Consider the following 12313-nt stretch of genomic DNA (forward strand, 5'->3'; position numbering starts at 1 on the left):
ACCATGAGCCAGGCCATTGCCCCCATCGTGCTCTCGCCGCGCGTCTCGCGCGTGAAGCTCTCTCCCAATGCCGCTGCGGCAGCCCGCGCTGCGGCCTTGGCCGCCGAAGGGCGCGACATCATTTCGCTGACCACCGGCGAACCCGATTTCGACACCCCCGAAGCGATCAAGCAGGCCGCCATCGCCGCTTTGGCGCGTGGTGAAACAAAATACACGCCCACCCCCGGCACGCTCGGCCTGCGCCGTGCCATCAGCAGCAAATACCTGAACGAACTGGCATTGGAGTACGGTACCGGCCAGATCATCGTCAGCAATGGCGGCAAGCAGGTCATCTACAGCGCCTTTGCCGCCACCCTGGCCGAAGGCGATGAGGTGATCATTCCCACCCCGTACTGGCCGTCCTTCCCGGACATGGTGCTGGTCAACGATGGCGTACCGGTGCTGGTGGCCAGCGGCATCGAGACCGGCTACAAGCTCAGCGCTGCCGCACTGGAGGCGGCCATCACGCCGCGCACGCGCTGGCTGGTCCTGAACACGCCGGGCAATCCTTCGGGGGCCGTCTATGACCGCGACGAACTGGCCGCGCTGGCCGAGGTGCTGCGACGGCATCCGCAGGTGCTGGTGCTGCTCGATGAACTGTATGAGCACATCTGGTTTACGCCGGAGGCACCGGTGCACTGGCTGCATGTGGCACCGGACCTGAAGGCCCGCACCCTGCTGGTCAGCGGCGCTTCCAAGACCTATGCCATGACGGGCTGGCGCATTGGCTGGGGAGCGGGACCGGAACGGCTGGTGCAGGCCATGGTGGTGATCCAGTCACAGGTTTCGTCCGGCCCCAACGCCATCGCGCAGGCGGCGACCCAGGCGGCGCTGGAGTCACCCGACCAGGAGTTTGCCGTGCAGGCACGCCAAGCCTATGCGCGCCGCGCGCGACTGGTGGAAGCCGCCATCGCCAACATCCCGGGCCTGGCCCTGCGCCGTATCGATGGTTCCTTCTTTGCCTTCGTCCATTGCGCCGGGCTGATCGGCCAGGTGCGTCCGGATGGCCAGGTGATTGCCACGGACCAGGATGCGGTGCAATGGCTGCTGGAGTCCGAAGGACTGGCGCTGGTCGATGGCGCGGCCTTCGGGCTCTCGCCCTATCTGCGCTTGTCCACGGCGGCTGCCGATGCGGTGCTGGAAGAGGCCATGCGGCGGCTCAAGCGCGCGGTCAGCGCCTTGCGCGCGCCAGTACTTGAACTCAATCAGTACTGAAACCGAGAATGACGCCATGCGTCTGCGACGGCGGCACCACCAGCTTGCCGCCGCTTTCCTGCACGCCCTCCACGGCCTGTTCCTGCAGGTAAGCGCGCGTCGCGTCCAGCGACTGCACGCGCACGGTCAATCCCACGGCACGCTCGATGCCTTGGGGTACCAATCCCACATCCACACCGTAATGCGCTGCCACGCCCTCGCGGGTCAGATACCAGATGGCCGTGGGGCCGGCCTGGAAACGCACGCCATGCGCATGCCGGGTCAGGCTGCCCGTACCGAACGCCTGCGCCAGGATGCTTTGGGCAGCGCTCGGATCGAGCGCCAGGTAGACATATTCGGCCAGGCCCGTTGCACCGTTGGGATGCTGCTGCCATTCCTTGCGCCACACCAGTTCGGGCGTGCCGTGCTCACAAAAGAACACCCGGCCGTTGGGGATGCGGTTGGCGGCAATTCGCAGGGTACGAAAACGGGCATCGCCCAGGTGCTGCCCGTCGACCACCACCGGCCGGTGGAAGGACTGCGGCCCGCCTTCTTCCAGCGGCACGCCGCGCTCAGCCAGGTGGCGCCAGGTGTGATCGGCATCGCTGGTCTTGAAGACCAGCCCGGCCAGCCCGCCAGGATGGCCCCAGCGCAAGGTGGAGCGCTGCGGCTCCACCCCCAGCAGCTCCAGGTAATCATCGCCGAAGACGGCCAGGTGATTGCTGGTGCCTTTGGAATGATGGCCGCGCGGGGTGAGCGCAAAACCCAGGCGGGCATAGGCTTCCTGGGCCTGGTCCAGGGCTTCTTCGACGTGGATCACGACGTGGTCGATACGTTGGGTCATGCTTGTCTCCGGTGGGTGTGGCTGTCCTCACGGGCCAGCGCGTGATGCCAGTGCCGGCCCGGAACCGAGTCGAGCAGCTGGCGCGTATAGGGATGGACAGGCGCACCGAATACCTCGGCGCTGCTGCCGCTTTCGACTACCCGGCCGTCCTTCATGACGGCGATGCGGTCGCAGATCTGCGCCGCTACGCGCAGGTCATGGGTAATGAAAAGTATCGACAGCCCCAGCTGTTCACGCAGGCGCGCCAGCAAGGCCAACACTTGCGCCTGTACCGACACATCCAGCGCCGACACCGGCTCATCGGCCAGCAGCACGCGCGGTTGCAAGGCCAGCGCACGCGCCAGGCCGATGCGCTGGCGCTGGCCACCGGAAAATTCATGGGGATAGCGCTGCAAGGCATTCGGATCCAGCCCCACCAGCGCGAACAATTCGCGCACCTGCGCCAGAACCTGCCGGCGTGGCACGCCTTGTTCCAAGGGACCTTGCGCGACGATGTCGCCCACGCGATGGCGCGGATTGAGCGATCCATACGGATCCTGGAACACCATCTGGATCTGGCTGGCCCGCTCGCGCCGTCGTCGCCAACCCTGGGGCAAGGGAGCACCACCGACCTGGATGCGGCCGGCATCAGGTTGTAGCAGACCCAGGATCAGGCGCGCCAGGGTCGATTTGCCGGAGCCGCTTTCGCCGACGATGCCCAGCGTTGCGCCCGCTGGCAGGAGCAGGCTGACCTCGTTGACGGCCGGACGGGCTGGGGTCTTGCGCTGGAACCAGCCGCGCGGACGATAGGTCTTGGACAGGCCACTGACCTCCAGCGCGAGAGCCGCATCACTGGTGGTGGCTGCCGGGCGCGGCGGCGGCGGGACCAAGGCCGGTACGGCAGCGATCAGGCTGCGGGTATAGGGATGCAGCGGGGCGTTGAGAACGTCTTCTGCGGGCCCCTGCTCCACCAGCTTGCCCTTCTGCATGACCGCCACGCGGTCGGCGATCTCGGCGACCACACCGAAGTCGTGGGTGATAAATAGCACGGCCGTGCCGCGCCGGCGTTGCAGTTCGTGGATCAGGTGCAGGATCTGCGCCTGGGTGGTGACATCGAGCGCCGTCGTCGGTTCGTCCGCAATCAGGAGGGCCGGTTCCAGCGCCAGGGCCATGGCGATCATCACCCGCTGGCGCTGTCCGCCCGAGAGTTCATGCGGATAAGCCTTGAGCGCGCGCGCCGGATCAGGCAGCTGCACCGCCACCAGCAGGTCATGCACGCGCACGGCAATCTCGTGCCGGCGCAGCGTGGTGTGGACCTCAAACACCTCGGCCAGTTGGCGGCCGATGGTGTGCAAGGGGTTCAGGGCCGTCATCGGTTCCTGGAAGATCATGCCGATGCCCTGGCCGCGCAGGCGGCGCAGCTCGGCGGGGTTCAGTTGCAGCAGGTCCTCGCGGCCCTGCCAGAGCGCCTGGCCGCCGCGCACGGCCACGCCTTCGGGCAGCAGGCCCAGCAAGGCATTGGCCGTCAACGACTTGCCCGAGCCGCTCTCGCCGACCACGCACAGGATTTCACCGGCACGCAACTCGAAGGAAACGTCATCGAGTGCCAGCGCCCGGTCCGCGCCCTTGGGCAGTGCGATCGATAATTGGCGCACCGACAGCAACGCGGGAGGAAGAGGATGAGGAGCGGTCATGAGCGGTGCAGCCTTGGATTGAGTGCGTCATTGAGGCCCTGTCCGACCAGCGAAATTCCCAGCACGGTCAGCAGGATGGCCACCCCGGGAATGGCCGAGACATACCATTGCACGCGGATCACGCCACGGCCGGCGCCGATCAGGTTGCCCCACGACGGCACATTGGGATCAGAGAGATTGAGGAAGGCCAGCGCGCTTTCCAGCAGGATGGCCACGGCCATGATGACGCTGGCATAGACGATCACCGGCGGCAAGGCATTGGGCAGGATCTCGCGGAAGATCAGCTTGATGTCGCCCACGCCCAGGCTGCGCGCAGCCTGCACGAACTCGCCATGGCGCAGCGCCAGGAATTGCGAGCGCGTCAGCCGCGCCACCGGTGGCCAGGAAACGATGCCGATGGACAGCACCACGGTACGGATGTCCGAACCAAACACCGCCACCAGTACCAGCAGCAAGAGAAAATTGGGCAGGATCTGGAAGGCTTCCGTGATGCGCATGAGCACATCGTCGATCCAGCCGCCGTAGAAGCCGGCCACCGCACCCAGCACCAGGCCGATGATGGCCGCGATGGCCGTGGCGACCACGCCGATGCCCAGCGAGATGCGGGCACCATGCAGGATCTGGGCGGCGATGTCACGGCCGACCTGGTCGGTACCCAGCAGGAAGCGCGCGCTGTCGCCCGGCCACTGCAACGGGCGCCCGGCCAGCGACAGGGGATTGCGCGGATAAACCCAGCCGGCGGCCAGGGCGCCGGCCACCACGGCCAGCAGGAGCAGCAGTCCGACCACGGCGGCCGGATTGCGCAGGTAACGTTTGAGCAGATTCATGGGATGTCGCCAGGTCCTTGATTCAGTGCGTGCCGTGAATGCGCGGGTCCAGCCGCGCATAAAGCAGGTCGACCACAAAGTTGATGGCGATGACCAGCAGCGCCGAGACGAAGACGATGCCCAGCAAGGTGTTGAGATCCCGCTGCAGCACCGCTTCATAGGCGAGCCGCCCCAGCCCGGGCAAGGCGAACACGGTCTCCACCACCACCGAGCCGCCCAGCATGGTGCCGGCCTGCAGGCCGATCAGGGTGACCATGGGCAGCAGCGCATTGCGCAGCATGTGGCGCACCACCACGGCCGTCTCGCCCACGCCCTTGGCACGGGCGGTACGGATGAAGTCCTGGGTCGACACCTCCAGCATGGAGGCACGCATGATGCGCAGGTACACCGCCAGGAAGATCAGCGACAGGGTGACCGTCGGCAGCGTCAGGTGCCAGGCGATATCGGCCACTCTGGCCCAGCCGTGCAAGGCCACGTCGATGGACTCGAAGCCGCCCGAGGGCAGCCAGTCCAGCCAGATGGCGAAGACGAATATGCCCATCAGGCCGAACCAGAACGAGGGCGTGGCATAGAACACCAGGCCCAGGGTGGAGATGAGCGTATCGGGCCAGCGATTCACGCGCCGCGCCGCCAGCACGCCCAGCGCCATGCCCACCGCAAAAGCGATGGCCAGCGCCGAGCCCATCAGCAGCAGGGTCGCCGGCAAGCGCTCGATGATGACCTGCGCGACCGGCTTGCCGTAGATGGCCGAGTGACCCAGGTCCAGATGCACCAGCCGCCACAGGTAGTCGCCCAGGCGCACCGAGACCGAATCATTGAGACGGTAGTACTCGCGCAGGCTGGCGATCATGGTGGCGTCACCACCGCCCATCTGCGCCACCAGCGCATCGACGGTGTCGCCGGGAGCCAGTTGCAGCAGCAGGAACAATCCCGCCAGGATGATCAGCAAGGCCGGCAGCGCCGCCAGCAGGCGGCGTCCGGCCAGGGCAAACAGACGCATGCGTTCGCCCCTTATGCCTTGAGCCAGGTGTCATGCCAGCTGCTGGAAGGCCAGCGGGCATTGTTGTGGCCGTTCTGCACGTTGCGGCTGACCACCGAATAGAACTCGCGCTCGGTGGCCATCCAGATCGGCAGTTCGTCGTTGACGGCCTGCACCCACTGCGCATAGAGCGCACGGCGCTTGGCGGGATCGATCTCGCTGGCGGCATCGTCGATGAGCTTGTCGACCTTCTCGGACTTCCAGCCGTACTGGTTGGTCCAGGGCGCGCCGGCCGGGCTGCCCGAGCGATACCAGACGGTGGTGGAGACGGCCGGATCGCCGCGGAACTGGTGCCAGCCGGTGGCGATGTCGAAATTGCTGTCCTTGTAGACGGCAGTCAATGCGCCGGCGATGTCGTACTGCACGATCTCGACCTTGATGCCCACCGCCTCCAGCGACTGCTGGATGAAGGTGGCCAGCAGCGGCACGTCTTCGCCGTTCTGGATCGGCACCAGCTTCAGGGCGAAACGCACGCCATCCTTGCCGCGCTTGTAGCCTGCTTCTTCCAGCAGGGACTCGGCGCGCTTGGGATCGAAGGGATAAGGCGGCTTGGCCCCCTTGGGCGAGAACGACGAGCTCGAGGGAATCGGTCCGTTGGCCGGCTTGCCCAGGCCATAGAGGAAGTTCTCGATGAAGTAATTGATGTCGATGGCATGCACGATGGCACGGCGCACGCGCACGTCGGACAGTTCCTTGCGGCGGACGTTGAACTCCACCGTATTGTTGAAGAGGTTGGCCTCCAGTCCCTTGCTGCGCACTTCGAACTTGGGATTCTTGCGCAGGCGGTCGAGATCGGCCAGGCCCAGCTGTGAATAGGCCGACAATTGCAGCGAGCCTGTCTCCAGCGCTGCGGTAGCAGCCGACTTGTCGGTGATGATGCGCCAGACGATGCGGTCCAGGTAAGGCAAGCCCTTGCGCCAGTAATTCGGATTGCGCTCGGCAATGATGTACTGGCCGCGCTGGTATTCCACGAAACGGAACGGACCGGTACCGATGGGCGCGGTATTGGCCGGATTCTCCAGCACATTGGATTTTTCGTAGATATGACGCGGCACCACGTAGCCCAGGTCGGCCAGTGCGCGGAGCAGCAGATCCAGCGGCATCGGGCGCTCGTAGCGGAACACCACCGTGTGGGCGTCGGGCGTATCGACGGCGCGCAGATAGAGATGCAAGGCTGTGGCGTAATTGAGCTGCTTCTTCCACAGCTCCAGCGCGTTGTACTGTACGTCGGCAGCGGTGAAGGGCTTGCCGTCATGCCACTGCACGCCTTCGCGCAGCTTGAAGGTGATGGTCTTGCCGTCGGCCGAGCTGGTCCAGGAGGTGGCCAGCTGTGCAACCGGCTTGCCCTCTGCATCCAGGTCGACCAGTGACTCGATGATCTTGCTGGTGACGATGTAGACGCCGGTGGAGGCGCGCAAGGCCGGATTGAGGATGCGCTGCTCGGAGCCGAGGTGGACGTTCAATACCCCGCCGCGGCGCGGTTCGGTCTGGGAAAAGGAAATCGAGGGCCAGGCGGAAGACACCAGCAAGGCACCGGAAGAGAGCAGAAATTGACGGCGGGTTGCGCGCATTGTTGTTGTTCCTGTGATGGATTGTTGGAAACACCGCGCAGCGTATGTCAGGGGCAGATGGCTGCGGAACGACCAATTTCGCATTTGCAAATGCGTTTGTCGTTGCCAGCGGATTACGCCCGCACCCAGGCGTCATCGCCGGCGGTCCTCCCTGCCGCCCGGGAGGACTTCGCCAGGCCGGCTCAGACGTTCAGCGGAAAGAAGTGATTGACCACGAACAGCACGACCAGGAGCGTAATGCCGGTGATGAGACTGCCGGCGATGAGCTTCTTTTCGATTGGCAGCAGGGGCTCGGCGTGGGTGCCGGAGGCCAGTTCCTGTTTCAGTTCTTGTTGCGACATGGGCTTATCCTTTCAGTAAGAACGCGTCAGTTGGCCAGTGGTGGCTTGACGCCGGCGAAGAAGATCCACGACACCAGCAGCCCGACCCAGATCACGAAGCCGAACAGGCTCACCACATAGACCGCCACCAGCTTGCCCAGCCCGTCTTCCCACAGCTTGCGGAAGTTGGAGAGCACCCCGATGGAGAAGAAGGTGAGGATGAAGAAGATCACCCGGAAGGTATTGGCGACGCCGACCGAGGGCGTGAGCTTGGCCAGGGTGTCGGGCGAGCTGGTGGTGGCCAGCCAGAAGCCGACCAGGAAGGTCGCCACGAAGCCCAGGATGAATTTGGGGAAACGCTCCCAGATTTCAGCGGCGCGGGCGCGCGGCTGGCCGGGCTGCACATTGACGTGGTTGGTCCAGATATAGGCCAGGATGAAGGCCCAGATGCCGATGAAGACGTCGATGAAGACCTTCACGGTCGCCGTCGTGCCGAGGATCCAGCCACTCTGGTAATGGATGCCCTCGGCCGCGTTCTTGGCCTGAATCAGGGCTTCGGTGATGCCGCCTGCGGCCACGGCCGCGCCATCGGTCTTGACCGCCAGGCCCAGCCATGCAGCGGCGACCAGCGGTTCATGCGAGAGGAAAGCCTGGGCCAGGAACGGCAGCACCAACACCTCGATGACGGCAAAGATCACCACCAGCGACGACACCAGCACCGGGACCGCCGGGCGTGAGCGGATTGCGCCGCCGGTAGCGATGGAAGCCGCCACGCCGCAAATGGAAATGCCCGAAGCGAGCGGCGCGGCCCATTCCCGCGAAAAACCGAACCACTTGCGCGCCACGAAATACACCACAGCCCAATAGATGAGGTAGGCCTCGACGATGGCGGCCAGTCCACGCAGCAGCACCGAGCTGGCCAGCGAGAGCTTGCCGGCGATGGTTACCGCAATGAACCCGCCCAGGATCACGATGGCGATCTTGATGTACAGCTCGGGCCGGATGGCTTCCTTGAGCCAGTCGGCAAAGCGCGGGAAGACATTGCTGATGACCAGTCCCACGATCAATGCCACCACGAAGCCACCTTCATTGGTCAGCCGCAGGGACCAATCGATGCCGAACTTCTGCAGGTCGGCCGGCGTCACCGCAGCCAGGTAGGCATTGTTGCCCACGAACCAGCTCAGGTAGGCCAGCGCAAAGACGACGGTAAAGGCCGCCGCAAAGCGCCCGACCCGCAGCTTGAGCAGGGAAGCCCCCAGCGACAGCACCGCCAGCAGGGCCACGTAGGTCGCCAGCAAGGCGCCGATGCCGCCCAGTCCCGCATAGGACTTGGCGGTCGGCCCGAGCGCGCCGGCCGGCGCGTGCCAGACCGAAGTGGAGACCACCCAGCCCAGCAGGTTGGCGCCGGCCAGGCCACTCAAGGCCAGCGCAAAGATCAGCAGGCCGATACCCAGGGCCAGCCAGTCTTCGTTGAAGCGAGCCTGCTGGCCCACCTGGGAATTGACTGCATTGGCAATCACGGGATTGGACATGGAAAAACACCTCCGCGTAAGGAATACGACGCCAGCGGTCTTGGATGTTGTTGGCGATGGCGCGTTTGCTTCGACGATCTGCCTGGCCCTTGCAGGGGCCAGGCGCGGATTGCCGCTCCGCACTTTATGGCGCTTCCCGTCCGGTGCAAGACGGGTCGGCGCACAGGGGCTTTGGCGATTTGGTCATTGGTGGTACGGACCGGCAAGTGTTGAAAATACCGCGCCGCCGCGGCGTGCAGAACGAATCGATTTGCATATCCATACGCAACTTTTGCGCGGCAGGGGCGGCCGCCGCTTATGCGTTTTTCTTCTTTCAAGCCTCTTTTTTATTCGTTCACCAAAGACAACGGCAGTTTTACAGTGGACCCATCGATTGCCGTCTATAGCCACCAAAAGACGGCCCGGCCCCACAACGCTTCCTTGTCCATGGAGAACCCGAGATGTCTTCCCTGTCGTCCGTAGCCACCCTGAACACCTTTGCCCCCGATGCCGCGCAGCAAGGCCTGCCGCCCGAGCTGGAACAGATCCGCGCACAGGCAGCCGCCGATGGCCTGCCCTACGCCGGCGGCATCGGTCCGAAAGAAGCCTGGGCACTGGTCGAAGCGGGCAAGGTCGTGCTGGTGGACGTGCGTACCGCGGAAGAACGCAAATTCGTCGGCCATGTCCCCAACAGCCTGCACGTGGCGTGGGCCACCGGCACATCGCTGTCGCGCAATCCCCGCTTCGTGCGTGAGCTGGAAAGCAAGCTCGGTGGCAAGGATGTCCCGGCGCTGCTGCTGTGCCGCAGCGGCAAGCGTTCGGTGGCTGCCGCCGAAGCCGCGACCAAGGCCGGACTGACCTGTATTTTCAATGTGCTGGAGGGCTTTGAAGGCGAACTCGACGCCGGACAGCAGCGCGGCAAAGCCGATGGCTGGCGCTTCCACGGCCTGCCGTGGGTGCAGGACTGACCCGAAGCGGCGACCGCCTGCGGCCCCCAACAAGAACCAACAAGAGAGTCCCATGGCCAATTTCGACATCCACCAGATCGTCCACTCCCTGCACGAAGCCCGCGTCGGCTGGCGTGTAGCGCAGCGGCGCAACAATGATTCCAACGGCCGCGAGTTTCCCTCGCGCGATGCCCTCGATGGCATCGTCACCACGCTCAAGGGCGTACTTTTTCCGATGCGCCTGGGGCCGCCGGATTTGCGCCAGGAAAGTGAGAACTACCACGTCGCCCACGCGCTGGACGCCGCCCTGCATGGGCTGCTGGAGCAGGTGCGACTGGAACTGAAATACAGTGCCGGGCTGGCCGGCCGGGCCACTCCCACACTCGAAGAGGACGCCGTTTCCATCACCCGCGCCTTCGGTGCCTCCCTGCCCCAGATCCGCAGCCAGCTCGATACCGACGTCCTGGCCGCCTACCAGGGTGACCCGGCCGCTCGTAGCGTCGATGAAGTGCTGCTCTGCTACCCCGGCACCCTGGCCATGATCCACTATCGCCTGGCCCATCGCCTCTACCAGCTGGGCCTGCCCTTGCTGGCGCGCATCATTGCCGAACTGGCGCATGGTGCCACCGGCATCGACATCCATCCGGGCGCACAGATCGGCACCGGTTTCTTCATCGACCACGGTACCGGCGTGGTGATCGGCGAGACCGCCATCATCGGCAACAACGTGCGCATCTACCAGGCCGTGACGCTCGGGGCCAAGCGCTTCCCGACGGATGCCGAGGGCAAGCTTGAAAAGGGTCGGGCGCGCCATCCCATCGTGGAAGACGATGTCGTGCTCTATGCCGGAGCCACCATCCTCGGGCGCATCCGCCTGGGACGTGGGGCCATCATCGGCGGCAACGTCTGGCTCACGCATGATGTGCCAGCGGGTGCCAACATTTCTCAGGCAGCCTCGCGCGAAGACGCGCTGTCCCTGGCCAACGCCGCAGCAGCATGAGCGAGGCGGCCATGAGCAATCCCGTCTTTGCTTCCGGGCATGCCGATGAAGAGGCCCTCACCAGTGCGCTGGTCCAAAGTTTCGGTATCGGCGTGCGCCAGCTGCGGCGCGAGCGCGGCTGGTCGCAGGAGAGGCTGGCCGAGAACTCCAACCTGAATCGTTCCTACATCGGCGAGATCGAGCGCGGCACCGCGATCGCCTCGCTGGTGACGGTGGAGAAACTGGCTACCGCCCTCACCCTGTCGCCTTCGGCGCTGGTGACCCATGGCGAGCGGATCAACCAGCAGAACCTGGTGCGTGGCCTTCAGTTGATGGCTATAGCATGTTGAGCCATCAGGCCTGAGCCCCGACACTTCGCCTGTTCACTCACCCCATTCCCTGCAACCCTCTCTTACGGAGTCCAGATGTCCGCAACTGTCGGCGGTACCACCGCACTCGGCGATAACGCAGCACGGCAACTAGCCAATGCCACCAAGACCGCCCCCCAGCTCGAAACCATCAGCCCGCGCTGGCTCACGCACCTGCTGCAGTGGGTCCCGGTCGAAGCCGGCATCTATCGCTTGAACAAGGTCAAGAACCCGGAATCGATCAAGGTCACCTGCACCGCCCGCCAGGAAGAAAACCAGCTGCCGCGCACCTTCGTGGACTACGAAGAACAGCCGCGCGAATATTTCCTCAATGCCGTCTCCACCGTGCTGGACGTGCATACCCGCGTCTCCGACCTGTACAGCAGTCCGCATGACCAGATCAAGGAACAGCTGCGCCTGACCATCGAGACCATCAAGGAAAACCAGGAAAGCGAACTCATCAACAACCCCGACTACGGCCTGCTGGCCCAGGTGACCGACGAACAGCGCATCTTCCCGCTGACCGGTGCACCGACTCCGGACGACCTGGACGAACTGCTGACCAAGGTCTGGAAGGAGCCTGCCTTCTTCCTGGCGCACCCGCTGGCCATTGCCGCCTTCGGCCGCGAAGCCACCCGCCGTGGCACGCCGCCGCCGACCATCAGCCTGTTCGGTTCGCAGTTCATCACCTGGCGCGGCGTACCGCTGATCCCCTCGGACAAGGTGCCTGTGGCCGATGGCAAGAGCAAGATCCTGCTGCTGCGCGTGGGCGACAAGCGCCAGGGCGTGGTCGGCCTGTACCAGCCTGGCCTGCCGGGCGAGCAGAGCCCGGGCCTGTCGGTGCGCTTCATGGGCATCAACAACCACGCCATCGCGTCCTACCTGATCTCGCTGTATTGCTCGCTGGCCGTGCTGACCACCGATGCCCTGGCAGTACTGGACGATGTCGAGATCAACAAGTATCACGACTATCCCGACACCTACAAATAAGAGGCCGCCAA

Annotated in this window: 12 protein-coding genes; 5 read left to right on the top strand and 7 right to left on the bottom strand. The window is 64.9% G+C overall.

Annotated features, from left to right (window positions below; translation table 11 throughout):
- Positions 1–3 precede the first annotated feature (3 nt).
- Complete coding sequence (locus J2X56_RS03355; RefSeq protein WP_121045449.1) at positions 4–1254, top strand: aminotransferase class I/II-fold pyridoxal phosphate-dependent enzyme; 1251 nt, start codon at positions 4–6, stop codon at positions 1252–1254.
- Here the strand turns inward: J2X56_RS03355 and J2X56_RS03360 are convergent.
- From J2X56_RS03360 to J2X56_RS03390, 7 genes are all read right to left on the bottom strand, one after another.
- On the bottom strand, positions 1241–2077 hold the full coding sequence (locus J2X56_RS03360) for a VOC family protein (RefSeq protein WP_134136334.1): 837 nt from the start codon (positions 2075–2077) through the stop codon (positions 1241–1243). The two genes, J2X56_RS03355 and J2X56_RS03360, sit on opposite strands and share 14 nt — an antisense overlap.
- A complete protein-coding gene (locus J2X56_RS03365; protein WP_134136336.1) occupies positions 2074–3750 on the bottom strand; it encodes an ABC transporter ATP-binding protein in 1677 nt (558 codons plus the stop codon). The genes J2X56_RS03360 and J2X56_RS03365 overlap by 4 nt, the downstream gene beginning before the upstream one ends.
- Positions 3747–4577 (bottom strand): ABC transporter permease, encoded by an 831-nt coding sequence (locus tag J2X56_RS03370; protein WP_121045455.1) that lies wholly within the window; start codon positions 4575–4577, stop codon positions 3747–3749. Before J2X56_RS03370 ends, J2X56_RS03365 begins: the two co-directional genes overlap by 4 nt.
- Before the next feature lie 22 nt (positions 4578–4599).
- Entirely contained in the window at positions 4600–5577 is a 978-nt protein-coding gene (locus tag J2X56_RS03375) for an ABC transporter permease (RefSeq protein WP_121045458.1), read from the bottom strand.
- An 11-nt stretch (positions 5578–5588) separates the two neighbouring features.
- Complete coding sequence (locus tag J2X56_RS03380) at positions 5589–7187, bottom strand: ABC transporter substrate-binding protein (RefSeq protein ID WP_121045460.1); 1599 nt, start codon at positions 7185–7187, stop codon at positions 5589–5591.
- 182 nt (positions 7188–7369) lie between these two features.
- Complete coding sequence (locus J2X56_RS03385; RefSeq protein WP_166675576.1) at positions 7370–7528, bottom strand: hypothetical protein; 159 nt, start codon at positions 7526–7528, stop codon at positions 7370–7372.
- Positions 7529–7554: 26 nt separating this feature from the next.
- On the bottom strand, positions 7555–9039 hold the full coding sequence (locus J2X56_RS03390; RefSeq protein WP_121045462.1) for a putative sulfate exporter family transporter: 1485 nt from the start codon (positions 9037–9039) through the stop codon (positions 7555–7557).
- A gap of 440 nt (positions 9040–9479) precedes the next feature.
- On the opposite strand from J2X56_RS03390, the gene J2X56_RS03395 reads away from it, so the two are divergent.
- The 4 genes from J2X56_RS03395 (at position 9480) to J2X56_RS03410 (ending at position 12302) form a co-directional block, all read left to right on the top strand.
- On the top strand, positions 9480–9986 hold the full coding sequence (locus J2X56_RS03395) for a rhodanese-like domain-containing protein (RefSeq protein ID WP_310158221.1): 507 nt from the start codon (positions 9480–9482) through the stop codon (positions 9984–9986).
- Between the two features lie 52 nt (positions 9987–10038).
- Positions 10039–10965, top strand: a complete 927-nt coding sequence (gene epsC / locus J2X56_RS03400) for a serine O-acetyltransferase EpsC (RefSeq protein ID WP_310158222.1) — start codon at positions 10039–10041, stop codon at positions 10963–10965.
- A gap of 11 nt (positions 10966–10976) precedes the next feature.
- A complete protein-coding gene (locus J2X56_RS03405) occupies positions 10977–11294 on the top strand; it encodes a helix-turn-helix transcriptional regulator (protein WP_310158224.1) in 318 nt (105 codons plus the stop codon).
- A 75-nt stretch (positions 11295–11369) separates the two neighbouring features.
- Entirely contained in the window at positions 11370–12302 is a 933-nt protein-coding gene (locus J2X56_RS03410; protein WP_145602088.1) for a family 2A encapsulin nanocompartment shell protein, read from the top strand.
- Positions 12303–12313: the final 11 nt, after the last annotated feature.

The organism is Herbaspirillum sp. 1173 (assembly GCF_031455335.1).
Lineage (GTDB): Bacteria > Pseudomonadota > Gammaproteobacteria > Burkholderiales > Burkholderiaceae_D > Herbaspirillum > Herbaspirillum huttiense.

What these genes read in the sequence shown, in the direction of transcription:
- J2X56_RS03385 (WP_166675576.1), bottom strand. Translation starts at nt 7,528, where the DNA reads ATGTCGCAACAAGAACTGAAACAGGAACTGGCCTCCGGCACCCACGCC.
- J2X56_RS03360 (WP_134136334.1), bottom strand. Translation starts at nt 2,077, where the DNA reads ATGACCCAACGTATCGACCACGTCGTGATCCACGTCGAAGAAGCCCTG.
- J2X56_RS03410 (WP_145602088.1), top strand. Translation starts at nt 11,370, where the DNA reads ATGTCCGCAACTGTCGGCGGTACCACCGCACTCGGCGATAACGCAGCA.
- J2X56_RS03395 (WP_310158221.1), top strand. Translation starts at nt 9,480, where the DNA reads ATGTCTTCCCTGTCGTCCGTAGCCACCCTGAACACCTTTGCCCCCGAT.
- J2X56_RS03370 (WP_121045455.1), bottom strand. Translation starts at nt 4,577, where the DNA reads ATGAATCTGCTCAAACGTTACCTGCGCAATCCGGCCGCCGTGGTCGGA.
- J2X56_RS03390 (WP_121045462.1), bottom strand. Translation starts at nt 9,039, where the DNA reads ATGTCCAATCCCGTGATTGCCAATGCAGTCAATTCCCAGGTGGGCCAG.
- J2X56_RS03380 (WP_121045460.1), bottom strand. Translation starts at nt 7,187, where the DNA reads ATGCGCGCAACCCGCCGTCAATTTCTGCTCTCTTCCGGTGCCTTGCTG.
- epsC (WP_310158222.1), top strand. Translation starts at nt 10,039, where the DNA reads ATGGCCAATTTCGACATCCACCAGATCGTCCACTCCCTGCACGAAGCC.
- J2X56_RS03365 (WP_134136336.1), bottom strand. Translation starts at nt 3,750, where the DNA reads ATGACCGCTCCTCATCCTCTTCCTCCCGCGTTGCTGTCGGTGCGCCAA.
- J2X56_RS03355 (WP_121045449.1), top strand. Translation starts at nt 4, where the DNA reads ATGAGCCAGGCCATTGCCCCCATCGTGCTCTCGCCGCGCGTCTCGCGC.
- J2X56_RS03405 (WP_310158224.1), top strand. Translation starts at nt 10,977, where the DNA reads ATGAGCAATCCCGTCTTTGCTTCCGGGCATGCCGATGAAGAGGCCCTC.
- J2X56_RS03375 (WP_121045458.1), bottom strand. Translation starts at nt 5,577, where the DNA reads ATGCGTCTGTTTGCCCTGGCCGGACGCCGCCTGCTGGCGGCGCTGCCG.